Origin of the sequence: Sphingomonas sp. CFBP 8760 (assembly GCF_014841615.1) — a bacterium.
GTDB lineage: Bacteria > Pseudomonadota > Alphaproteobacteria > Sphingomonadales > Sphingomonadaceae > Sphingomonas.
Genome location: NZ_JACYUG010000007.1, coordinates 31707 through 55464, shown reverse-complemented (window position 1 = coordinate 55464; position 23758 = coordinate 31707). Strand labels below are relative to the sequence as shown.

Annotated in this window: 14 protein-coding genes and 2 pseudogenes; 10 read left to right on the top strand and 6 right to left on the bottom strand. The window is 66.9% G+C overall.

The features are described 5' to 3' along the window. Positions 1 to 71: 71 nt before the first annotated feature. Positions 72 to 950, bottom strand: a complete 879-nt coding sequence (locus tag IFT82_RS10710) for an SDR family oxidoreductase (RefSeq protein WP_192126516.1) — start codon at positions 948 to 950, stop codon at positions 72 to 74. A 127-nt stretch (positions 951 to 1077) separates the two neighbouring features. Between IFT82_RS10710 and IFT82_RS10705 the strand changes: the two genes are divergently transcribed. Then, positions 1078 to 1707 (top strand): TetR/AcrR family transcriptional regulator, encoded by a 630-nt coding sequence (locus tag IFT82_RS10705; RefSeq protein ID WP_199860443.1) that lies wholly within the window; start codon positions 1078 to 1080, stop codon positions 1705 to 1707. Between the two features lie 93 nt (positions 1708 to 1800). Here the strand turns inward: IFT82_RS10705 and IFT82_RS21465 are convergent. The 5 genes and pseudogenes from IFT82_RS21465 to dctA form a co-directional block, all read right to left on the bottom strand. Continuing rightward, positions 1801 to 1908 (bottom strand): annotated as a pseudogene (locus IFT82_RS21465) (PEPxxWA-CTERM sorting domain-containing protein); the annotation flags it as partial. An 87-nt stretch (positions 1909 to 1995) separates the two neighbouring features. Then, positions 1996 to 2988, bottom strand: a pseudogene (locus IFT82_RS20890) (NF038122 family metalloprotease); the annotation flags it as partial. A gap of 575 nt (positions 2989 to 3563) precedes the next feature. Then, on the bottom strand, positions 3564 to 5063 hold the full coding sequence (locus IFT82_RS10695; protein WP_244646673.1) for an alginate export family protein: 1500 nt from the start codon (positions 5061 to 5063) through the stop codon (positions 3564 to 3566). A gap of 96 nt (positions 5064 to 5159) precedes the next feature. Beyond that, positions 5160 to 6323, bottom strand: a complete 1164-nt coding sequence (locus IFT82_RS10690; protein ID WP_192126514.1) for a mandelate racemase/muconate lactonizing enzyme family protein — start codon at positions 6321 to 6323, stop codon at positions 5160 to 5162. Positions 6324 to 6357: 34 nt separating this feature from the next. Beyond that, positions 6358 to 7671: a C4-dicarboxylate transporter DctA gene (gene dctA, locus IFT82_RS10685; RefSeq protein WP_192126512.1), complete on the bottom strand. Its 1314-nt coding sequence runs from the start codon at positions 7669 to 7671 to the stop codon at positions 6358 to 6360. Positions 7672 to 7842: 171 nt separating this feature from the next. On the opposite strand from dctA, the gene IFT82_RS10680 reads away from it, so the two are divergent. The 9 genes from IFT82_RS10680 to IFT82_RS10640 all read left to right on the top strand — a co-directional run bounded on the left by IFT82_RS10680 (position 7843) and on the right by IFT82_RS10640 (position 23664). Further along, positions 7843 to 8805: a LysR family transcriptional regulator gene (locus IFT82_RS10680; RefSeq protein WP_192126510.1), complete on the top strand. Its 963-nt coding sequence runs from the start codon at positions 7843 to 7845 to the stop codon at positions 8803 to 8805. 33 nt (positions 8806 to 8838) lie between these two features. Then, positions 8839 to 10122, top strand: coding sequence for a glycosyltransferase (locus IFT82_RS10675; RefSeq protein WP_199860442.1), 1284 nt, complete (start codon positions 8839 to 8841; stop codon positions 10120 to 10122). A 176-nt stretch (positions 10123 to 10298) separates the two neighbouring features. Further along, entirely contained in the window at positions 10299 to 16511 is a 6213-nt protein-coding gene (locus tag IFT82_RS10670) for a M10 family metallopeptidase C-terminal domain-containing protein (RefSeq protein WP_192126508.1), read from the top strand. 22 nt (positions 16512 to 16533) lie between these two features. Then, on the top strand, positions 16534 to 16851 hold the full coding sequence (locus tag IFT82_RS10665; protein WP_207105780.1) for a hypothetical protein: 318 nt from the start codon (positions 16534 to 16536) through the stop codon (positions 16849 to 16851). A gap of 404 nt (positions 16852 to 17255) precedes the next feature. Further along, on the top strand, positions 17256 to 18827 hold the full coding sequence (locus IFT82_RS10660; protein ID WP_192126504.1) for a TolC family protein: 1572 nt from the start codon (positions 17256 to 17258) through the stop codon (positions 18825 to 18827). A gap of 1 nt (position 18828) precedes the next feature. Next, on the top strand, positions 18829 to 19347 hold the full coding sequence (locus tag IFT82_RS10655) for a PEPxxWA-CTERM sorting domain-containing protein (protein WP_192126502.1): 519 nt from the start codon (positions 18829 to 18831) through the stop codon (positions 19345 to 19347). Positions 19348 to 19540: 193 nt separating this feature from the next. Further along, positions 19541 to 20455 (top strand): TrmB family transcriptional regulator, encoded by a 915-nt coding sequence (locus IFT82_RS10650; protein ID WP_192126501.1) that lies wholly within the window; start codon positions 19541 to 19543, stop codon positions 20453 to 20455. A gap of 42 nt (positions 20456 to 20497) precedes the next feature. Further along, positions 20498 to 22285, top strand: coding sequence for a type I secretion system permease/ATPase (locus tag IFT82_RS10645; RefSeq protein WP_207105779.1), 1788 nt, complete (start codon positions 20498 to 20500; stop codon positions 22283 to 22285). Next, the gene (locus tag IFT82_RS10640) at positions 22282 to 23664 is read left to right on the top strand and encodes an HlyD family type I secretion periplasmic adaptor subunit (RefSeq protein ID WP_192126497.1); all 1383 of its coding nucleotides are present in this window, start codon (positions 22282 to 22284) and stop codon (positions 23662 to 23664) included. The genes IFT82_RS10645 and IFT82_RS10640 overlap by 4 nt, the downstream gene beginning before the upstream one ends. Positions 23665 to 23758 lie beyond the last annotated feature (94 nt).

Here is a 23758-nt window from a genome sequence, read left to right as displayed (position 1 = left end):
GGCATGGTGGCCGGCATCGGCCCATCGTTCGGCAGGCGGGCGTGAACCCGCCTGCCGATCCGTCATGATCGTCAGATCATCGCTTCCATGCCCATGGCCTTCAGGACGCCGTTCTGGATCGGCGCGACCGAATCGTTGATCTGCTGGACGCCGAAATCCTGCCCCTCGGGCATCACGACGGTGCGCAGCGGCCGGCGCTCCGTCGCATTCACCAGCGTGGCGATCACATCGGCCACCCGTTGCGGACGCGGCGGGTTGGCGGGGTCGGACTGCTGATCGGCATGGGCCTTGATCTGGCCGGGGATCGCCGCGACCTCGCCATAGGCTGCCAGCACGGTGGTATCGGACGGTTCCGGGCTGGAGGCGATCAGGTTGCTGGGGAAGGCACCCGGCTCGACGATCACCGAATCGATCCCGAAACCGCGTAATTCGTAGCGATAGGTTTCGGCCAAAGCCTCAAGCGCGAACTTGCTGGCGGCATAGATGCCGAAGAACGGCACGGTGAACCGCCCCATCAGCGACGTGACGTGCACCAGCAGGCCGCTGCCGGCGGCGCGCATGTGCGGCAGGACGGCGCGGTTGGTACGGACCGCGCCGAACACGTTGACCGCGAACAGCCGTTCCACGTCGGCGACCGTATAGGCTTCGGTCACGCCGACCGGCATCAACCCGGCATTGTTGACCAGCACGTCGATACGGCCGTGCTGCGCGACGACGCCGGCGATGGCCGTCTCGACCGACGCGTCGTCGGCGACGTCCATTTCCAGGACGTGGAGTGGATGACCCTCGGCCCTGGCGGTGTCGATCAACTCGTCACGAACCGCGCTGTTGCGCCCCTCGACGTCGCGCATCGTCGCGACGACGGTATGACCCTGGCGGGCGAGTTCCAGCGCCGTGAGTTTGCCGAACCCGCTGCTCGCGCCGGTCACGACCACAATCTTGTTACCCATATCCAGTTCCATCCATTCATCGAGGAATGGCCAAGAGGTATACAGACCTGTCTGTCTGTGCAATACCCAATGAACAGCGTTAGTCCTTTCGTGCGTTCGTGGCGGGATGGATGATGGAAGAGCCGGCATGAAGGGTATACACGGCGACATGCAGGATTTGACCGCTCCCGACGACCAGCCGCCTGCCGGCCTGCCCCCGCGCGAGCGTATCCTGAGTACCGCGTCCGACCTGTTCTACCGGTTCAGCATCCACACCGTCGGCATCGATCGGATTATCGCCGAAAGCGGCGTGGCCAAGATGACCTTCTACAAGCATTTCCCGTCGAAGGCGCGGCTGATCGCCGAGTATCTGCAGCGCCAGACCGCGGTCTGGCTGCATATGCTGGCGACCGCGACCCGGCATCCCGGCCTGTCACCGGTCGCGCGCGTGCAGGCGATCTTCGATGCGCTGGACGTATCGTTCCGGCGGCCGCCCTTTCGGGGCTGCCCCTTCGTCAGGGGGATGGCCGAGTTCGGCCCCGATGCGGACACGCCCGAGATCAAGGCGACGATCGCCGTTTATTTCCAGAGCCTGCACGATCTCGTCGCGGACCTGATCGTCCCACTGGACCTGATCGATCCCGACAAGGCGACCCTGCAGATCCTGTCGCTGATCCAGGGCGCGATCGTCATGGCGCAGGCAATGCCCGGTGCCGATATCGCCGCGGCCAATCGCCATGCCGCCGGGATATTGCTGGAAACCGCGCCCGCCCGGTGAGCCCGGCACGGCATCGCGATCCAGCCGGTCGCTGTCCGAAGCGGCCGGCACCTGTCGTTGCGACAGGCGCCGGCCGAAATTGTCGGCGAAAAATCAGATCGTCACGGTCGCGCGGGTAGACCGCGGCCGCCGGCGCATCATGCCGCCGACCAGACCGAAGCCTGCGATCATCATGGTCCAGGTCGATGGCTCGGGCACGGCCGAGTTGAACCAGGTCGCGATGTCGCGGGTGGTCTGGAAATAGGCATTGTCCTTGCCGAGGACATCCACACTGATGTTGTACCCCATCGCGTCGAACGCGGCGAGATCCAGCGCGGTGACGGCGAAGGTGTTGCCGCCGCAGATGCGGGCATCCATGACGCCGTTATACGGGGTGCAGCCGGGCGACCACTTCCAGTGCGACGGTGAACTGCCGTCGCCATGCTGCGCACCGGTGGCGAACAGGTTGTTGTTGAATGCGGTCGCGCCGCCATCAAGCGAGAAATAGGATGCGGTACCGACCGAGAGGTCGAGCGCGGGGCCGGTGCCCGGCGCCACGCCGGTGGGGTCCGTGCTGTAACGGAACATGTCCAGCGCGGTGTTTATGGCGAATTCGTTGAAGTTGAGGGTATTGCCGAAATCGCGCGCGACCCCATTCGGCCCGCCATAGGCATCGGCATATTCCAGTCCCGACGTGAAGCCGAGCGCGTGACCCATCTCGTGCATCACCACGCTCAGGAAATCGACCTTTCCTGCTTCCAGTCCGTCCGACGAGTCGAAATCATAGGCAGGCGTGCTGTTGAAGAAGATATTGCCGTCGAGCCGTTCCGGATTGTCGGACGCGTAAAAGGCTTCGCCGCCGATGGCGCGGGTCAGGGCCGTGCTGATGCCAAGGAACCGGTTGTTGTTCGCCTGGGACCCATCGACATCGTTGTCGAATATGCGGGTGGTGTTATCGATGCCGAAACCGTTCGCGCCGGTCCCGTTCTTGATGAAGGACGCTGCGCCGTCCGTCAGGGTCGGCAGGACGACGGTCTGGTCCAGCAGCGAATTGCTGCGCGACGCCGTTACCAGATTTTTCCAGTCGGCGACCGAATACGCCATGGTGACCGGGCCGGCTTCACCAAGATTGCCGGATGCCAGCGGTGAGAAGCTGACTGCGAACGTGATATCGATATCGTTCGTCAGCATCGCGCCGTAATAGGCGGCTGCCGTCTGGTAGACGCGTTCCGCGGCGGAACCCGTTACGCCCCCCCGGTCGACGAGGATGATATTCGCTGCATGGGCGTTGGACGCCAGCATCCCGCATACCAATGCCGCACCGCACCAGAGTCTCGCGATCGATTTCATGATTGCCCCCAAAAGTATACGAAATACGATAATGGGGAAAACATTATTCCCGTTAACCATGCAAGAACTATTTTTTGCCGTTGGCTGAATCCATATTCGGTACAGCGTGATCGGGAACGAAGCGGGCCAGAACAGGCTAGCCCGATGAAGTGTTGTCGACAGAACCCGCTATGAAAAAGCGGGATTTCACTGCCATAGTCTATAAAATTTATGGCAGATATACTGCCACAGGCCGCCATCGTAACGGGATGTTCCCGACGCGACCGATGGCGAATCGGGGTGCCCGACCATGGGCATCCGCGGATGTGTAGACGACATATCCGTCCCGACGCGGACCCCATGGGCCAGCGATCCTCCCTGTTCGGAAGGGCCGAATGCCGGGTCGTCCTAGAGCCGGATGACATCAGGTTGAACCGGATGTTCGTCGTTGCGAGCGGAGCGAAGCAATTCAGGGCGTCCTGGTCCGGCGCTGGATTGCTTCGCTCCGCTCGCAATGACGGATGGGGTCAGACCAATGTCATCCCGCTCTAGAAGCGGAAACTCGCCCACAGGGCGGCGTAGGATGAATCGCGATACCCCGCCGTCTTCAGCCCGTTTCTGGCGAAGCCGTGTTCGAGGCGGCCGGTCAGCGACAGTCGGGGACTGACCGTCCAGATCGCCTGCAATCGGGCCACGTCGACGGTCCGTCGCCCGCCGGCGCCGGCCGTCCCGGTGAAGGGCGTGCCGTTCGCGCGGTATACGGCGTCGTCCGTCGTCTCACGCCAGGTAAATTGATACTCGCCGGTCACGCGCAGACTTTTGGTCGGCAGGACGGTCAGGCTGGGGGCGAGCGCGATCAGGTTGGTCGGCGTCAGAAAACCCTGATAGCTGTAGTAGATGTTGTTGCCATAGGGCGCGAAGGCGTTCTTCAGCTTGCCCCTGTCATAGGCGCCGCCGCCGGTCGCATAGTCGACATGGAGGCCGAGCCGGGGCGCGTTGTTCGCCTTGCCCAGACGATAGGTCCCGGCCAGCAACACCTGCCATGCGTCCAGTTCCCGGTCGCCGTAGCGGCCACCCTGATGATTGGCCGTCCAGTCGATCGTGACGGGGCCGGCCTCACCCCACAAATGCGCGCCGACATAGACGCGTTCCTCGCGCGCTGTCTCGGTTCCCCAGGCGACCGCGCGGTTGCGCAGGCGCCAGACGAACGGATCGAAATACAGCTTCGACCCGCCGAACAGTTGCTTCGGCAGCACGATCCCGGTGGTGATGCCGCTGAACCGGCGGCCCCAGTCGACCGGATCGTCGCCGATCCCGCCATTGCCATAGGTCGTGTAATAGAGATCGAACGCGTCCGCGCGTAGCCGCGATCCGCGTGCCCAGGTGCGCACCCCGGTCAGGCTGGTCTGCACGGTGTTGTTGTCGCGGTTGGCCAGCAACAGGTTCGATCCGTCGATGAACACCTGTCGGCCGACGCGGGCGCCGACATCGATCTGCCCGACCCGGGCGGTACCGTCGACGAACGCCTGCTGGAGCAGCAGCCCGTTCGACAATGTGCCCGACGGCGACCCGATATTCTTGCCGTCCATCGGCCCGCGCGCGAGTTCGCCATATGCGCGGAAATGCTCGCCGAGATGGAGGTCCGCACCCAGGAAGATGCGATAGCTGTCCTGCCGCTGATGTTCCGCCTTCCGTCCCTGCGGGTTGGAGAAGTAATTGACCCGCGCGCGCAGTTCGCCAGACAGGGTCAGATACACGTCGTCGGAACCGATCGGGATGTACTTCAACCGGTCGAGAAGGTCGTCGCGCTTTGCCGGGTCCCGCATCCTGCGCCAGTCCTCCGCCCAGCGCAGCGGGTTGTAGCCCTGCTGCGTGTTGCCGTCGCCGGCGGCGGCATCGGGGTAAGGAGCGGCGACGGGTGTCGCCGGCACCTGCGTGTTGCGCGCCTCGATGGCAGAGGGGGGACCCTCCTGCGCCGAAGCGGGGTGGGTGGCGGTCAGGCCCAGGATCGCGAGGCCATAGCCTCGCATCGGGGAAAGCCGGTTCATGCACTGCCTCTCTGCCGTCCAAATTACGCTGGACGATCATATACATACTCGGAACGAGCATGGCAGGGCGGCGGTGCGCCGCCCTGCCGGTGCCGATCATTCCGCCAGGTCGCGCATCACCTTGATGAGGTCGGACTTGCCTTCGAAACCGATGCCGGGAAGTTCGGGCATGGTGATGTGGCCGTCGATCACCTTCACCCCGTCCGGGAACCCGCCATAGGGCTGGAACAGGTCGGGATAGCTCTCGTTACCGCCCAGCCCCAGACCGGCCGCGATGTTGAGCGACATCTGGTGTCCGCCATGCGGGATGCAGCGCGACGGCGACCAGCCGAACTGCTTCAGCACCTCCAGCGTGCGGAGATATTCGACCAGACCGTAGGACAAGGCGCAGTCGAATTGCAGCCAGTCGCGATCGGGGCGCATCCCGCCGTGGCGGAGCAGGTTGCGCGCGTCCTGATGCGAGAACAGGTTCTCGCCCGTCGCCATCGGGCCCGGATAATATTCGGAAATCGCCGCCTGCAACGCATAGTCGAGCGGATCACCGATCTCCTCATACCAGAAGAGCGGATAGTCGCGCAGCATCTTGGCATAGGCGATGCCGGTTTCCAGATCGAAGCGGCCATTGGCGTCGACCGCCAGTTGCGCCTGCGACCCGATCTCGTTCAGCACCGCCTCGATCCGGCCGCGATCCTCCTCGATCGAGGCGCCGCCGATCTTCATCTTCACGACATTGTAGCCGCGATCGAGATAGCCGCGCATTTCCGCGCACAGTGCGCTGTTGTCCTTGCCGGGATAGTAATAGCCGCCGGCCGCATAGACGAACACGCGCGGATTGGCCTCGCGGTGGTGGCGTTCGGCGAGCAGGCGGAACAGCGGCTTGCCCTCGATCTTGGCGACGGCATCCCAGATCGCCATGTCGAGCGTGCCGACCGCGACCGAGCGTTCGCCGTGGCCGCCGGGCTTTTCGTTGGTCATCATCGCCGCCCAGATCTTGTGCGGATCGAGATTGTCGCGCGCATCGTCCAGCAGGCTTTCCGGTGCGGCTTCGAGAATCCGGTCGCGGAACCGCTCGCGGATCAGGCCGCCTTGGCCGTAGCGGCCGTTCGAGTTGAAGCCGTAGCCGACGACGCGCTTGCCGTCGCGGACCACGTCGGTGACGACCGCGACGAGGCTGGCGGTCATCTTGCTGAAATCGATATAGGCGTTGCGGATGGGGGACGAGATGGGTTGCGTGATCTCGCAGACGTCGATGATGCGCATGGGATGCTCCTCTGTTGAAAACGGTGGATGAATGTCAGTGGGTATCCGCCGGACCGGCGGGGTGAAGGGTGATGCTGGCCGGCCGTTCGCCCTTCTGTTCGGCGATCACGGCCTTGACGGTATCGGCGTCCAGCGCGCCTTCCCACTTGGCGATGGCGAGCGTGGCGACGCCGTTGCCGATCAGGTTGGTGACGGCGCGCGCCTCGTTCATGAAGCGATCGACGCCGAGCAGCAGGACCAGCCCCGCCGCCGGAATGTCGGGGAAGGTCGACAGCGTCGCCGCCAGCGTGACGAACCCGCCGCCCGCGACCCCGGCCGATCCCTTCGACGTCAGCAGCAGCACGCCGAGGATCACGATCTGGTGCCACAGCGTCAGCGGCGTGTTGGTCGCCTGCGCGATGAAGATCGCCGCCATCGTCAGGTAGATGCAGGTGCCGTCGGCGTTGAAGGTATAGCCGGTCGGCAGGACCAGGCCGACGACGGGCTTGGCGACGCCCAGCCGTTCCAGCTTCGCCATCATCCGCGGCAGCACCGCCTCGGTCGAACAGGTGGCGAAGGTGACGAGCAGCTCGTCCTTGAAATAGCGGAAGAACTGCAACAGCGGGAAACCCGCCCAGCGCGCGACGGTGCCGATCACGAAGACCACGAAGATGATCGAGGTGAGATAGACCGCCAGCATCAAATGGCCGAGGCCCCAGAGCGAGCCGAGCCCGTGCTTGCCGATCGTATAGGCGACGCCTGCGCCCGCGCCGATCGGGGCCAGCTTCATCACCATGCCGACAATGCGGAACAGCGTCTGGGTGAGCGATTCGATGACGGCGGTCAGCGGCTTGCCCCGCTTGCCGATCGACACCAGCGCGTAGCCGATCAGGACCGCGATCAGGATGATCTGCAACATCGCGCCCTTGGCGAAGGCGTCGGCCATCGTCGAGGGTATGATGTTCAGGAAGAAATCGACGACGCCATGCTGTTCCTGCGAGGCCGGCTGGTATTTGGCGATGCCGCTGGCATCCAGCGTCGATACGTCGATGTTCATGCCGACGCCCGGCTGCATGACGTTGACGACGACGAGGCCGATGACGAGCGCGAGGGTGGAGACGATCTCGAAATAGATCAGGGCGCGGACGCCGATCCGGCCGACTTCCTTGACGTTGCCCATCTTGGCGATGCCGAGGACGACGGTGCCGAAGATGATCGGCGCGAGCAGCATCTTGATAAGCTTGATGAAGCCATCGGCGAGCGGCTGGAGCGACACCGCGACATCGGGGAACAGGACACCGATCAACGCGCCGAGCGCGATGCCGATCAGTACCTGTATGTATAACTGGCCCAGCAGGCGTCGCACCATGGCTTCTCTCCGGCTCTCTCGCTAATTATGTTGTTTTCTCGTTGAGCTTGGGGTGGAAGATCGACGGAATCACGATCGTTATCAAATGCCGATGTGATTGTACGTCATGCCGAATCGGCATAATGCTGGCGGCGGCGGCATGTTTGCCCGGCGATCAGGGGAGATCAGGTCGTGCAACTGGACTGGCTGGAGGATTTTCTGGCGCTGGCCGAGGAACGCAATTTCTCCCGCGCGGCCGATCGCCGGAACGTCACCCAGCCGGCGTTCGGCCGGCGTATCAGGTCGCTCGAACAATGGGCCGGCACGCCGCTGTTCACGCGGACGAAGACCGGCACCGATCTCAGCCCGGCGGGCGAACAGTTCCATGGCTATATCCAGGTATCGGTGCGCGACCTGTACCGCGCGCGCGCCGCGGCGCAGGAGGTCGCGGATCAGGCGGCCTCGGTCCTGACCGTCGCCGCCACCCATGCGCTGTCCTTCACCTTCTTTCCGCACTGGATCGTCGATCACGCCCCGCACGAGCCGATCAACCTGAAGTCGGACAGCCTGCAGGCATGCGAGCGGATGATGCAGCGGGGCGAGGCGTCCTTCCTGCTGTCGCATCATCATCCGCTGCTGCGTACTTCGCTGGACACGCGCGATTTCGTGCGGGTCGAGATCGGCGAGGACCTGCTGGTGCCGGTCTGCCAGCCGGATGCGGCGGGCAGACCGCGCTGGACGCTGGACGGGGACGAGGTGCCGCATCTCGCCTATAGCGCCGAATCCGGGCTGGGTCGCATCCTCGCCGCCGACTGGGCCGCGCGGAACCTGGCGCCGTCGCTGGCGGTCGTGTTGCAGTCGAGGCTGGCGGCGGCGCTGCTGTCGATGGCGATCGACGGCGGCGGGGTCGCATGGGTGCCGCAGTCGCTGGCCGGATCGGCGCTGGCGGCGGGCACGATCACCTATGCCGCGGACGACCGTTACCACACGAAGGTGGCCATCACCCTGGCAAGGCCCGCCATCGCCCTGTCCGCCGTGTCCGAAACCCTGTGGGCCGCCGCCTGCGGGCGGGGGAAGGCGGTTCGGGGCAGCGGCCGCCCGTCCGTCGCCGGCCCGGATGCGGGCGAGGATTCCCGACGACGGCACTCGACCTGATCGCCACGCCCATGGCACAGTAGGGAGACGGCGGTGGCGGGCGACGGGGAGCGCAGGGACAAGACGATGCGCATCCTGTTCGTCCATCAGAACTTCCCCGGCCAGTTCCGGCACCTGTCGCGGATGCTGGCGGCGCGGGGCGACACGGTGGTGGCGCTGGCGATGAATGCGGCGGGCGATCCGTGCGGCGCGCGCGTGATCGTCACCCGGGCCGACCGCGTCACGGGGGCCGGCCACCCCTGGGCACGGGATTTCGACACCAAGGTGATCCGGGGCGAGGCGACGCTGCATACCGCGCTGCGGTTGCGGCAGGAGGGGTTCGTGCCCGACGTGATCGTCGCGCATCCCGGCTGGGGCGACACGCTGTTCCTGAAGGATGTCTGGCCGGAGGCGCGGCTCGCGATCTATTGCGAGTTCTTCTACCGTGCCGTGGGCGGCGACCATGATTTCGATCCCGAATTCGCGCCGAAGGAAACCGCGATCGAAGCCCGGATCAGGATGCGGTTGCGCAACCTGCCGCAGCGACTGCATTTCGACGTGGCCGACGCCGGCATCGCCCCGACGCACTTTCAGGCGGACGGTTATCCGGCCCCGATCCGCGACCGCATCACGGTGATCCACGACGGGATCGATACCGATGCCGTCGCCCCCGGCCCCGCCCGGGCGATGCGCTTTCCCGACGGCCGCGTCCTGACGCCGGGGGACGAGATCGTCACCTTCGTCAGCCGGACGCTGGAGCCGTATCGCGGTATCCACGTGCTGTTGCGGGCCTGGCCCGCGATCCAGCGGGCGCGGCCGACGGCGCGGCTGGTGGTGGTGGGACGCAAGGGTACGGGCTATGGCGCCGCGCCGCCCGACGGATCGGACTGGGCATCGGTCTTCCTGGCGGAAATGGGCGCCGCGATCGACCCGGCGCGCGTGCTGTTCACCGGCCCGCTGGGTTATCCGTCCTATCTCAACATCCTGCGGCTATCGTCGCTCCACGTCTATCTGACCTATCCGTTCGTCCTGTCGTGGAGCCTGCTGGAAGCGATGGCGACCGGCTGTGCGGTGCTGGGCAGCGATACGGCCCCGGTGCGCGAGTTCGTGCGCGATGGCGACACCGGGCTGCTGACCCCGTTCCTCGACCCCGCCGCGCTGGCGATGCGGGCGATCGGGGCGCTGGCGGATGCGCCGCTGCGGCGGCGGCTGGGGACGGCGGCACGCGCGCATGTCGTGGCGACGGCGGACCTGCGGACCGTCGCCGGGCCGCGCCAGGTGGAATGGGTCGATTCGCTGGCGCGCGCCGCGCCCCGCACGGGCTTTCCCACCGTCTGATCCGTGCATCGCCTGTCCCAAGGCGGAACAGGAACAGGGTCGCCCTGCATCGCCGTCAGGCGATGGCAGCGGTGATTACAACCATTCCGGACTTACCCCTTGCCATCATCGTTAAAATATCCCTAATTTGGTATTAGTAGCGACCGATACTCACCCGGTCATCGAGGGGACAACGCATGACGGATCAGCCAGCCGCCACCAATTTCGCCACGGCGTTCGATACGATGCCCGTCGGCGGTATCGCGATGGACATGGAACTGGCCGGGTTCGGTGGCGACGGCTTCGATCCGGTGGTGGTCGGCTGCGGTTGTGCGGCCTGCGCGCTGGCCAGCGGCGCGGGCGGCGGCGACGCGACCGTGCATATCGGCACGATGGCCGCGCTCTCCACCAACCCCGCGCGCCAATATGAAATCCTGACGCAGACCCGCAACGCGGACGGCAGCTATGCCTTCAGCGGCGATCGCAACGTCGATGCCGTGCTGATCGGCAGCAAGATCACGGGCACGCAGCTGACCTACACCTTCCCCGAGGACGGGAACGATTACGGCGCGAATTACGACATGGGGCAGGCGATCGCCCTGTTGCCGTTCAACGACATGCAGCGCGAGGCGACCCGCGCGGGCTTCGCGCTGGTCGCCAGCTACACCAACCTGACGTTCCGCGAGGTGTCGCCCGCCGAATCGCTCGCCGACCGCGCGACGTTCAGGCTGGCACAGACCACGTCGGCGTCGGTGCCGTCGGCGATGGGCAATTTCCCCGGTACCACCGATAACCCATTGGGGCAGAACCCGACCGGCGATATCTGGTTCGGCCGGACCCAGCAGCCCTATTACACCAATCCCGAAAAGGGCAATTGGGGCTATACCACCATCCTGCACGAGATCGGCCACACGCTCGGGCTGAAGCATGGCGGCGACGACTATACCGCGGTCGATCTCGGTTCGCTGTTCGGTTCCTCGACGCCGATGTACGGCACGCGGTCGCTGGAATGGGCCAAGGACGGCCAGCTCTGGTCGCTGATGACCTACAGCACCGCGCCCGACACCCGTAACGCGTATAACGGCGACGGGCAGAGCAACGCCCAGTCCTACATGATGTACGACATCGCCGCGCTGCAATATCTGTACGGCGCCAACTACACCACCAACTCGACCAGCACGGTCTATCGGTGGAACGAACAGACCGGCGAAGGCTTCGTCAACGATGTCGGGCAGGGCGCGCCCACGGGCAACAAGGTGCTGGAGACGATCTGGGACGGTGGCGGCAACGACACCTACGACCTGTCCAACTACACCGGTGGCGTATCGGTGGACCTGCGGCCGGGGGCGACCAGCGTCCTGTCGGCGGCGCAGCTCGCCAATGCGGAGGCCTATCTGGGGTTCGAGGCGCCGATGCAGGGCAGCGTCGGCAACGCGCTGCTGCATGACGGCGACACCCGGTCGCTGATCGAGAATGCGATCGGTGGTGCCGGCAACGACGTACTGGTCGGCAACCAGGCGGACAATCTGCTGGTCGGCAATGCCGGCGACGACCTGTTCGACGCCATGCAGGGATCGGACACGATCGTCGGCGGCGACGGGGCTGACACGGTGTCGTTCGCATCGGCGACGACCGGGATCACGGTCACGCTGAACGGCGGCGCGGCCGACATCGGGGTCGTGAACGGCACCGACACCGATATCCTGCGCGGGATCGAGAGCGTGGCGGGCACGGCGTATGACGACGTGCTGACCGGCGATGGCGGCAACAACCTGCTCGCCGGTGGCGCGGGGGGCGACGACGTGCTGGCCGGCGGGGCCGGCGACGACCGGCTGGTCGGCGGTGGCTTCGCCCTCCTGCGTCCGGCGCTGCCCGATGTCGTCAAGACCGGCACCAGGATCAACGGCACGGCGGCGACCGCCGTATCGCTGGACGGCAATTTTCATCTGGCCGAACGCTATGGCGTCGAGAATCCGACGACGATCCCGCATGCCACGATCATCGGCACGACCGCGCGGATCGGTTACGAATATTACAGCTTTTCGGGCAAGGCCGGCGCGACCGTCACGCTCGATGTCGATCTGATCGGGGGCAGCATCTATCCCGGGCTGCTGTTGCTGGACTCTACTGGCCGGACGCTCGCCAGCAATTACGAATCGCTGAAGCGTGACGAGGGCAGCCGGCTGGCCGCCGATCCGAAGCTGGTCTTCGTGCTGCCGGCGGACGGGGTCTATTACACCGCGATCACCAACAGCGCGACGTCCGGCGGCACATTGATCTCGACCAACCTGCCGGTCGGCTTCGCCTATGTCCTGAACGTCTCGCTGGAAGGGGCGTCGGTGCCGGCCCCCACGCTGCTGGACACCGCCACCGCGACGCTGGACGGCGGCGCGGGGGACGACCTGCTGGTCGGAACGATGGGCGACGATATCGTGCTGGGTGGCGAGGGCCGCGACACCGTGTCGTTCGAACAGGCCTATACCGGCGTGTCGATCGATCTGGGCATCGCCGGCGCACAGGCCACGGGGGCCGGACGCGATACCGTCACGGGCGTCGAGAACGCGATCGGATCGCGTCAGGCCGACACGATCGTCGGCGATGCCGGCGACAACGTGATCGACGGGCTGGTCGGGGCCGATACGCTGGCCGGAGGTGCGGGCACCGATACGCTCAGCTTCGCCCGGCAGTCGCGGGCGATCGGTTATGACCTGAATGCGCAGGGCACCGCGCAGACCGTCCGCCTGGGCGAGACGGTGCTGGCGACCGGGTTCGAGAATCTGACCGGCTCGGCCTTCGCCGACACCCTGTCGGGCGATGCCGCCGCCAACGTCATCGATGGTGGCGCCGGCGACGACGTGCTGGCCGGTGACGGCCTCGGCCGTATCGGCGGCCTCGACACGCTGATCGGCGGGGCCGGAACGGATACCGCCTCGTTCGGTACCTATCGGACCGGCGTCATCGGCAGCCTGACCGGCGGGGCGGGCACCGTCCTGGCCGACGGGACCATGATCGCCAACCTGCGCGATATCGAGAATCTGCGCGGCGGCAGCGGCGACGACTGGCTGACCGGTGACGCCGGCGTCAACGTCCTGTCCGGCGGTGACGGCGGCGACCGGCTGGCCGGCCTCGACGGGAACGACGTGCTCGACGGTGGCGCGGGCGACGACATCCTGAACGGCGGCGACGGCATCGATACCGCCGTCTATACCGGGGCGACCAACACGACCGTCGATCTGCGGCTGACCACGGCGCAGGACACCGGACAGGGTCGCGACATGCTGAGCGGTATCGAAAACCTGCGACTGGGCACCGGCACGAACGCCGTGTTCGGCAATGCGGCCGCCAACGTCTTCCAGGACGGCGGCGGCAACGATGCGATCGACGGCGGCGACGGCATCGACACGATCGATTATTCGCGGCTAGCGGCACGCGTGACGGTGGATCTCGCCATCGCGGCGGCCCAGAACACCGGTGTCGGCACCGATACGCTGTCGGGTATCGAAAATCTGATCGGCGGCGATTTCCGCAATCGCTTTTTCGGCAACGACGTGGCCAACCGCTTCGTCGGCGGTACGGGCATCGACACCCTGGTCGGCGGCGGCGGACAGGATATCCTGTTCGGCGGGACGGGCAACGACCTGCTGGTCGGCGATGCGCTGACGGTCGGCGATCTGTCCCACGCCAACCGGGACGATTATCTCGATGGTGGCGACGGATCCGACATGATCATCGGTGGTCAGGGCAACGACACGCTGATCGGCGGCACGGGAAATGACAGCCTGCTGAACGGATCACGCCCGGTGACGCTGACGATCACGGGTTCGGTCGTCAGCAGCGGTGCGACGTTCGACGGTGGCAACGACGTCATAGATGGCGGCGAAGGCGTCGATCACGCCGTGCTGCAATTCGGCGGCCGTACCGACGATCTGTCGCTCGATCTGACGCAGGGCGATGCCATCAACTATCTCTATTCGAACGGCGTCGCCGTGGGATCGGTGACGAATGTCGAAAGCGTCCTGATTTATGGCGGCACCGGTTCGAATAATTTCGTCGGAACGGCAAGGAACGACGCGCTGTTCGGTGGCAGCGTTGCCGATACGCTGATCGGCGGGGCGGGCGAGGACAATGTGACCGGCGGCGCGGGCGATGATTACCTCGACGGGGGCGAGGGATATGACGTCCTCAATTTCTCGACCAACACCAACATCGCCAATGGTATCACGCTGGATCTGCGCATCACGACCGCGCAGGATACCGGCGCCGGTATCGATACGGTGCTCAACTTCGAACAGATCGTCACCACGCAGTTCAGCGACGTGGTGATCGGCGGCGACGAGAATCTGACGATCGACGACGCGCTGGGGGGGGACGATATCTTCATCGGCAATGGCGGCAACGACAACATCTCGCTCAACCGGTTCGCCACCTATCCTATCGCGTCGACGATCATGCTGGATGGCGGCGAAGGCGATGACACGCTGAATTTCCTGGCCGGCCTGCTGCCATCCCGTACCACGACGGATTCGCAGCTTCCCTATCGCGATACCGTCACCGCACTGGGTGGAATGGGCGACGATTTCATCACGATCCGTGGTGCCCGCACCACGGTGATCGATGCCGGGGACGGCAACGACGTGGTGGGCATCAGCATCGCGGGGAACACCGATCGCGCGGGCTACGACATCACGCTGGGCGCCGGACGTGACGAACTGGCGATCCAGTGGGGCAATCGGGATATCGCCTCGTTCAACCGCAACGGCATCGTGGTGCGCGACTTCCAGGGCGGTGCGGGCGGCGATCTGCTGGGGCTGACAGCGATCCTCTCGCAAGGCCTGTTCACGCCAGCGGGGGCGACCACCACGATCGGCACGTTCAGCCCGTTCATCAGCGGTCATGTGACGCTGGTGAAGCAGGGTAACGACACCCTGCTCCAGGCGGACAAGGACGGCCGCTTCGGTGCCTCCCCGATGGTCACGGTGATGAAGCTGGAAGGCACCAACGCGTTCACCATCGGTACGGGCAACGTCTATGCCTATGTCGTCGTCAGCGGGGCGCAGCAGACCCTGCTCTACGATCCGATCATCACACAGTACATGGCGGCCGGCACCACCGGTCTGGAAGGTCATGCCGGACGCGACAGCCTTCAGGGCGGGGCAGGTGACGATCTGCTGGTCGCACTGGCAGGCGACGATTACATCAACAGCTTTGGCGGCAACGACACGCTCGCCGGTGGCGCGGGCGTCGACTACATGGTCGGGGGCGCGGGCAACGATGTCTACGACGTCGACAACACACTGGATTTCGTCAACGAACTCGCCAACGAGGGCGTGGACCTGGTCCGTACCTCGGTCAACTGGACGCTGGCCGCGACGTTCGAGAATATCGAGGTCGTCGGCGGGGCGATCCGGGTGACCGGCAATGCGCAGGCCAACGTCCTGACAGGGGGCATCGCCGGGCAGGACACGCTGGCCGGCGCGGCGGGTGACGACACCTATGTCGTTCGCCATGTCGGCACCGTCATCGTCGAGGGCGCCGGCGGCGGCGCCGACCGGGCGGTGGTGTCGGCACGCTCGTACACGCTGGCGGACGGGGCGGCGGTCGAGATGATGGTGGCCGCGACCGGCAGCGATGCGATCGACCTGACCGGCAACGAATTCGACCAGATGCTGGTCGCCGGTGCCGGCATCAATGCGCTGGACGGGCGGAGCGGTTTCGACATCGTCAGCTATCGCGACGCCGCGGCGGGCGTGATCGTCGACGGGTTGGGGATGCGCGGCACCGGCGGCGATGCGCGGGGAGACACGTATCGCAATGTCGAGGCGTTCGAGGGCAGCGCCTTCGCGGATCGGCTGACCGCCGACGATCGTGGCATGTGGCTGAACGGCGCTGGCGGCGACGACTGGCTGACCGGCGGGGCGGGCAACGACAGCCTGCTCGGCGGCGGCGGCGGCGATGTCTTCGCCTTCAACACGACCGCGACCAGCGGGAGCGACCGGGTGCTCGACTGGAGCAGCGGCGACCGGATCGCGACGTCGAAGCAGTTGCGCGGCGCGGATGCCAACGGCTTCCTCACGGTCGCGACGAGCGGCCTGGTGCTGCTCGACGGCACCGCCCGCGGCGACACGGCGGAACTGGCGAGCCAGGGCGGCGCGGTGCTGAAGGCGCTGGGCCGTAGCGACGGTTACTGGTGGTACGGTTTCGTGTCCGGTGCCGACGAGGGCTTCGTCGACGGCCGGGTGCGGGAACTGGCATCGGTCGATGTCGCATCGGGGACGACCGGGATGGCCACGGCAGACACCGGGCCCGGGGCGGATGCCGGCGACCTGTCGGCCGGGTTCGTCAACAGCCCGTTCTATCTGTACGACGCGATGGGGGGCGCGATGTCCGCCGGCGCGTTGCTGACCGCCTGAACGGGCTGGGATGACGACCGATATGCCACCCAGGCTCGTCGCCCCGGTCGAGGTGATCGCGGTGGGGGAGGCGCCGGACTGGCGCCTGACCCGACAGGGCGATGTCGTGGTGCTGCACCGCACGGCCCTTCCCGACGTGACCGCGATACCGGTGGCCGAATCGGATACCCCGCAGGGCAGGGTGGTGCAGGCCGCCATCGTCGGCGGGGGCGGTGCGATGATGACGTGGCGATACACCCCCGGCGTCTGTCGCGTGGCGGCCACCGGCGATACCGCGGGCTTCATCAGCGTGATGCTGCCCGACGCGGTGATCCTGCACGGATGCGTGCGGCCCCGATAGCGATGGGCGGCTCGATCGACCGGGCATGATCCCTGTCGAGGGGTGGGAAAGTCCGGGGTGTGGAGAATGATGACAGGCAGTCTGCCCCGCCGTCATCGCTTCGCCGTGGTCGCCGTGACGGGATGGACCCGGCCGATGCCGTCGCGCGTCAGGGGGCGGCCGGAATGGATTCGCCCCCTGCCCGACCCACGCCGATCCTATCCCCGATCGTCAATCTATGGGTCGGCCGGATCGCCGTCTCTATGTGAGACACTGTTAGCAGTTGCGACAAATAAGCGTTTGACAGGGCGGCCGTCGCCCCGGCTAATGCGGTTGCGGCACGCGACCGGGCGGAAAGTCCGGATGGCACCGGGCGATGGTGGTCGACGTCGTCATGCCGGTGGCTGGCGCCGGTTCGGGGGTGTATGAACACGATGTCGCTGCGACGATATGGTCGACGCTGGTGCTGGGCGCTGGCCCTGATCGCCATGCCCGGCACCGTCGCGGCCGAGACGCTGGCGGAGGCGATCGCCGATGCCTATCGCCACAACCCGCAATTGCAGGCGCAACGCGCCGAACTGCGCGCGCTCGACGAGACGGTGATCGAGGCGATGAGCCCCTATCGGCTGGGTGCGTCGATCAACAGCAACATCGCCCTCAACGAGCGACGCCAGCGTGGCCTCTCGTCGGAGGGCTTCTCCGTGTTCGAGCAGCGATCGATGGGGGCGTCGATGTCGATCAGCCAGCTGTTGAGCAGCGGCGGGCGCACCGCGGCGCAAGTGTCGGCGGCGGAGGCGGATGTCCTGTCGGGACGCGAACGGCTGCGCGAGGTGGAGAATTCCATCCTGTTCGAGGTGATCGATGCCTATGTGTCGGTCCTGCGCGACCAGCAGCTCGTGGCGATCCAGACGCAGGCGGTCGGGAATTACGAACGGCAGGTCGCCCAGAACCGCTCGCGTGAGGCGGAGGGCGATCTGGCGATGACCGATGTCGCGCAGGCGCAGGCGCAGATGCTCATCATCCGGGCCGCGCTGGCCCAGTCGCTGGCGAGCCTCCAGCAGAGCCGGTCGCGCTTCGCGACCGTGGTCGGGCGCAATCCGGGTGCGCTTGATCCCGGCCCCGGCCTGCCCGCCGTGCCCATGACGTCGGTCGAGGCGCAGCGTGCCGCGGCCGACGAAAGCCCGATCCTGTGGCAGGCGATTCTCAACGAGCGGGCCAGCGGCCAGCGCATCGCCGCGGCGCGGGCGGAACGCGCACCCTCGATCTCGGCGCAGGGCAATGTCGGCTATGTCAATCCGGCGGGGTTCCAGACGCGCGATCTGGGCGGCAACATCGGCGGATCGATCAACCTGACGGTGCCCTTCTTCGCGCAGGGCGTGATCGGCTCCCGCGTGCGCGCGGCGATCGCGCAGCAGCAATCGGCCACCTTCCGGGTGGAGGAGGCACGGCGCAGCGTCGCCGCCGGCGTGCTCAACGCCTGGAACCAGACGGTGACGGCGCAACAGCAGTTGCGGGTGGGCCAGGAAGCCGTGACGGCGGCGGAGGCGGCGCTGGGCGGGGTCCGCCGCGGCTTCGCCGAGGGGTTCCGGTCCAATTTCGAGGTGATCGATTCCGAACAGCGGCTGCTCAACGCGCAGTTGCTCACCGTCAACGCACGCTACAGCCTGTTCGCGGGACAGGCGACGCTGCTGGCCTTTATCGGGCGTCTGCAGGCGGCGGTGCTGGTCGACGGCATCGCGCCCTATGATGCCGGTGCCAATCTGGCGGCGCAGCGCCGCGATCAGTTCGGTCCGTTCCTGCCGCTGGTCCGCGCGTTCGATCGTATCCAGCGCCCCTCCGCCAAAGGGTATCCGGCGCCGACAATCGCCGCCGCCGCGGCGGTCCGGACGGGCGTCGCCAGTCCTGCGCCCGACGGTCCGCTCGCCACGACGCTGCCGCTGCCGTCCGGCGACGCGTCGGACCCCATTCCTGCATCCGGTTCACAAAGGGAGAAATGACATGACGACCAGGCACATGCTGATGGCGTTCACGGCCCCGATCGCCTTGATCGCCGCACCTGCCGACGCCGCGATCTTCGCCTTCAACCTGACGGGCGCCACCAACGCCGCCTTCACGATCGATTCCGCGCTGCTGGCGCCGCCGGCCTATGCGGACGCCGACACGTTCATCGTCGACGGGATTGCCGGCGTCTTCGACGGCAGCGCCGGTACCGCGGAGTCGATCACCTTCAACGTCGCCTCGTTCGATGGCGGACTGACGATCCAGCTGGGCAGCGCGTTCCTTAACTTCTTCGGGAGCCAGCTGTTCACGGGATCGACGACGGCGCCCACCTTCCTCACCGGCAGCTTTGCCCTGTTGGAGGACGGCGACCTCGATCTTCCCGCCACGCTGACCATCGGCGAGGTGGTCTCGCCCGTTCCGGAACCGGCCAGCTGGGCGATGATGATGGCGGGGTTCGGCATCGTCGGGTACGCGATGCGCCGCCGCCGGGCGGTAGTTCGGTTCGCCGCCGCCTGAGTCCCGCCGCCCAAGTTCCGCCGCCTGAGCGATGCGCGCGGGGAATATCGCCTCCCCGCGCGCGCTTGTCCTTCGGCGCGCGCGTGGCCATCGGCTGGTAAAGGCAGCATGGCCGACCTATCTTGACGCGCGGCGACGATCTACACCGTCATGGTCCTCGTCGCCCGACACGGGACGGACTGGGGAGAATCGAATGACTGCGGCGACCGACTATGCGCGGGCCCTGAACGGCAGGGCCGGCGACAGCGAGACGGGCGCCGAACTGTCGTTGATGGGCTTTGGCTTCACCGAGATGGAATCGAAGCTGTACTGCGAGTTGCTGCGGAGCGGCCCGGCATCGGGTTACCGGCTCGCCCAGCGCATCTCGAAGGCGGCGGCCAACGTCTATCGGGCATTGAAGACGCTGGCCCAGAAGGGTGCGATCACCGCCAGCGAGGGGATCGGCGAGGCGACGACCTACAGCCCGACGCCACCCGAGGAACTGCTGTCGATGCTGCGGCAGACGTTCGAGGCGCGGCAGATCGCCGCCCGCGCCACGCTGGAAGGCATCCGCAAGCCGGCCAGCGACGAACGGGTCTATTCGGTGCCGTCCGTCGCGCTGGTGTTCGAACGGGCCCGTTCGATGCTGGCGCAGGCGGAGAATATCGTGCTGATCGATTTCTTCCCGTCGATCCACGATCTGCTGGCACCGGAACTGGAAGCGGCCCGCGCCCGCGGCGTGACCATCGGCGGGATCGCCTATGATCCGCGCCATATCGACGAGCGGATGCCGCTCAATTACGAATCGATCGATCTCGTCGTCTCGCGCTGGGCGGGGCAGGGAATGATGCTGGTGATCGACGGACGGCAACTGCTGCTAGCGCAGATGTCGCACGACCTGACCACGGTGCTGAACGCGGTGTGGACCGACAGCGCGTTTCTCAGCTGCATCTTCCACAGCGGCCTCGCGGCGGACATCCGGCTCGTCGCGATGCGCTCCGACCCCAGCGATCCGCTCCAGATACTGACGTTGCAGCAATCGCGCCCGCTCGGGCTCGACCAGATCCTGCATGCCAAGGGCGACGATCCCGGCACATGTGAAACGCCACTGGACAAGGCCAACGATTAGCGGCCACTAATAGCCCGTTGGGGAACGGGTCGGGGGCAGTCGATGGAATCTGATGACCGGGGAAGTCCCTTGGCCGCCGCGCTGCGTGCCGCGCGGGGACATTTCTGGTCGGCGGCGTTGTTCAGCGGACTGGTCAACATCCTCTATCTCGCGCCGTCTCTGTTCATGCTCCAGGTCTATGATCGCGTGGTGCCGACCCGTGGCGGTGCGACGCTGGTGCTGCTGATCGTGGCCCTGATCGTCGCCCTCGGTGTGTTCGCGATCCTCGATCTGGTCCGGATGCGGCTGTTGCTGCGGGCGAGCATGCGGCTGGAGAAACAGGCGGCACCCGCGATCCTGCGCCGGGTATTGGGCGCCCACCGGGCGACGGCGGCACAGCGGACGGTCGCGCTGCGCCAATTCGATACGGTGCGCGGCACGTTGACCGGCCCCGCGATCATCGCGCTGTTCGATGCGCCATGGGCGCCGCTCTATATCCTCGTCTGCTTCCTGCTCCATGCCTGGATCGGGGCGCTCGCCGTGGCGGCGATGGTCCTGCTGATCCTGGTCACCTTTCTCGGCGAACGCGCGACGCAGCACGGATTGACGCAGGCGGGGGAATGGACGGGGGCGCTCGGCCGTTCGCAGGACTATTCGGTGGCGGCGGCGGAGGTGGGTTGCGCGCTGGGGATGCGGGAGGCGATGGTGCGTCGCCACCTGATCGAGCGGGCCCGCGTCGTCGACCGGCAAGGCGATGTCGCCGCCACCTCCAGCGGGTTCCTGGCGGTGACCAAGTTCCTGCGGCTGCTGTTCCAGTCGCTGGCGCTGGCGCTGGGAGCCTGGCTGGCCATCCGGCAGAGCATATCGGCCGGGGCGATCTTTGCCGCCTCGCTGCTGATCGGCCGCGCGTTGCAGCCCGTCGAACAGATATTGGGGGCGTGGCGGAGCGTATTGGGCGCCCGTGCGGCGTATCGCGGGCTGTCCGTCTTTCTGGCCGAGGACGATATGGCCGTGACGCGGACGGCACTCCCCGCGCCCCAAGGGCGGATCGAGGTATCCGGCCTGACGGTCCGCGTACCGGGCAGCGACCGCACCATCCTGAAGGAGGTGAGCTTCTCGGTCCGGCCGGGCGAGGTGATCGCGCTGGTGGGGCCGAGCGGGGCGGGCAAGTCCACGCTGCTGCGCGCGCTGGTCGGCGCGATCGTTCCCGATGCGGGGAAGGTGCGGATCGACGGCGCGCGCATCGCCGACTGGGATCGCGAGACGCTGGGCCGCCACACCGGCTATATGCCGCAGACGCCGACGCTGTTTCCGGCGACGGTCCATGCCAACATCTCGCGCTTTCAGGGGGCGTTCGCCGAGGATCCCGCCGCACTGGACGCGGCGGTGATCGACGCCGCGCAGCGGGCGGGGGCGCATGAGGCGATCCTGCACCTGCCCCAGGGCTATGACACGCTGCTGTCGATCCGCGAGGATGGTGGCCTGTCGGCGGGACAGCGCCAGCTGGTCGCGCTGTCGCGCGCGCTGTTCGGCAAGCCGCGCCTGCTGTTCCTCGACGAACCCAACGCCCATCTCGACATGAGCGGAGAGGCGATGCTGCTGGAGATGCTGGGCCAGGCACGGGCGCAGGGGGTGACCGTCGTGGTATCGACACACCGCACCGGGCTGCTCCAGGCGGCGGATCGCATCATGCTGCTGCGTGACGGCGAGGTGCAGTTCATCAGGAACCGCGACGAGGCGTTGCGACCGCAACAGCCCCCGGCAGCGCCGATGCAGGCGCATCATTCGCCCGATGCCCCGACACCACGCGATCGCCCCGCCGATGGGCGGGCCGGAGGAACGGCGGCATGACCGCGGCATCCGATACCGACGCCCGGACGAAGGCGGCGACGGTGCCCCCCGCCGGCTTCCTCGATCCGGCACGGCTGAACGACTCGCCGCGCCGGGCGCTGATCGCGGGCGGTATCGTCGCGGTGGCGTTCTTCGTCGTGCTGCTCGGTTGGGCGGCCTTTGCGCGGCTGGATGCCGCCGCGCATGGCAGCGGGCAGGTGATCGTCGCCGGCAACCGGCAGGTGATCCAGCACCGCTATGGCGGGAATATCGACCATATCCTGGTGCGCGAGGGGCAGCAGGTCACGCGTGGCCAGGTGCTGGTTCGCCTGTCCGGCTCGGAGGTCGCGGCGACCGAGCGGGCGCTCGCGGCGTCGGTGATCGACCTGCAGGCGCAGCGCGCGCGGCTTCAGGCGGAGGTGACCGGGCAGCCGATCGTCTGGCCGGCGGCCTTCGCCCATGCGCGCGAGGAGGATCGAGCGCTGATCGCGGCGGCGCTGCGGCTGCAACGGGCGCAGGCCGTGGCGCGTCGCGAACTGCTTGCCGCCAGTCGCAGCGTGCTGGCCGAACAGCGCGATCAACTGGGGCAGCAGATCAACGGCTTTCAGGCGCAGGCACGGGCCGCCGCCACGCAACGACGCTCGCTGCAGGCGCAGATGGACAGCACCCGCCGCCTGGCGGAGCGGGGCGACGTGTCACGCAACACGGTGCGGGCGCTGGAACGCAGCCTTGCCGAACTGGACGGCAACAACGACGATTTCACCGCCCGCGCCGCGGCGGCGCAGGAACAGATCGCGGGCACCGGGCAGCAGATGGCGCAGACCCGCCGGCAGTGGATCGAGCAATCCGCCGCGGCCCTGCGCGACACCCAGTTCCAGCTGAACGATGCGCTGCCCAAATGGATCGCCGCGCGCGAGCAGCTGGAACGCACCGTGATCCGTGCGCCCGCCGCCGGCCGGGTCGTCGATCTGCGCGTCCATTCCGCCGGTGGGGTGGTCGCCGCAGGCCAGCCGATCCTCGACATCGTGCCCGACCGGGTACCGCTGGAAATCCGCGCCAGCTTCGCACCGGAGGATATCGACGGCGTGTTCGAAGGGCGGGAGGCCGAGGTGAAGTTCCTGTCGCTGCACGACCGGGACCTGCCGATCGTGCTGGGCATCGTCCGCAACGTATCGGCGGACAGCGTCGAGGATCCGCGCACCGGCCTCAGCCATTTCACCGCCCAGATCGTCGTGCCCGAATCGCAGGTCGCGCTGTTGCGGGCGGTGCGGGAGGGGGATGCCGGCATCCGCCCCGGCGTGCCCGTGCAGGTCAGCGTCCGGCTGCGCCCCCGGACCGCCCTGCAATATATGCTGGACCCGCTGACCGAGAGCCTGTCGCGCAGTTTCGCGGAACGCTGAGGCCGTCCGCCCATGCGGGGTGGAGGGACGGGGCGACCGGCGTCATCCATCCGGCAACCGTAGCCTGCGACAGGCCGGCGGGAAGGGGGGCCTC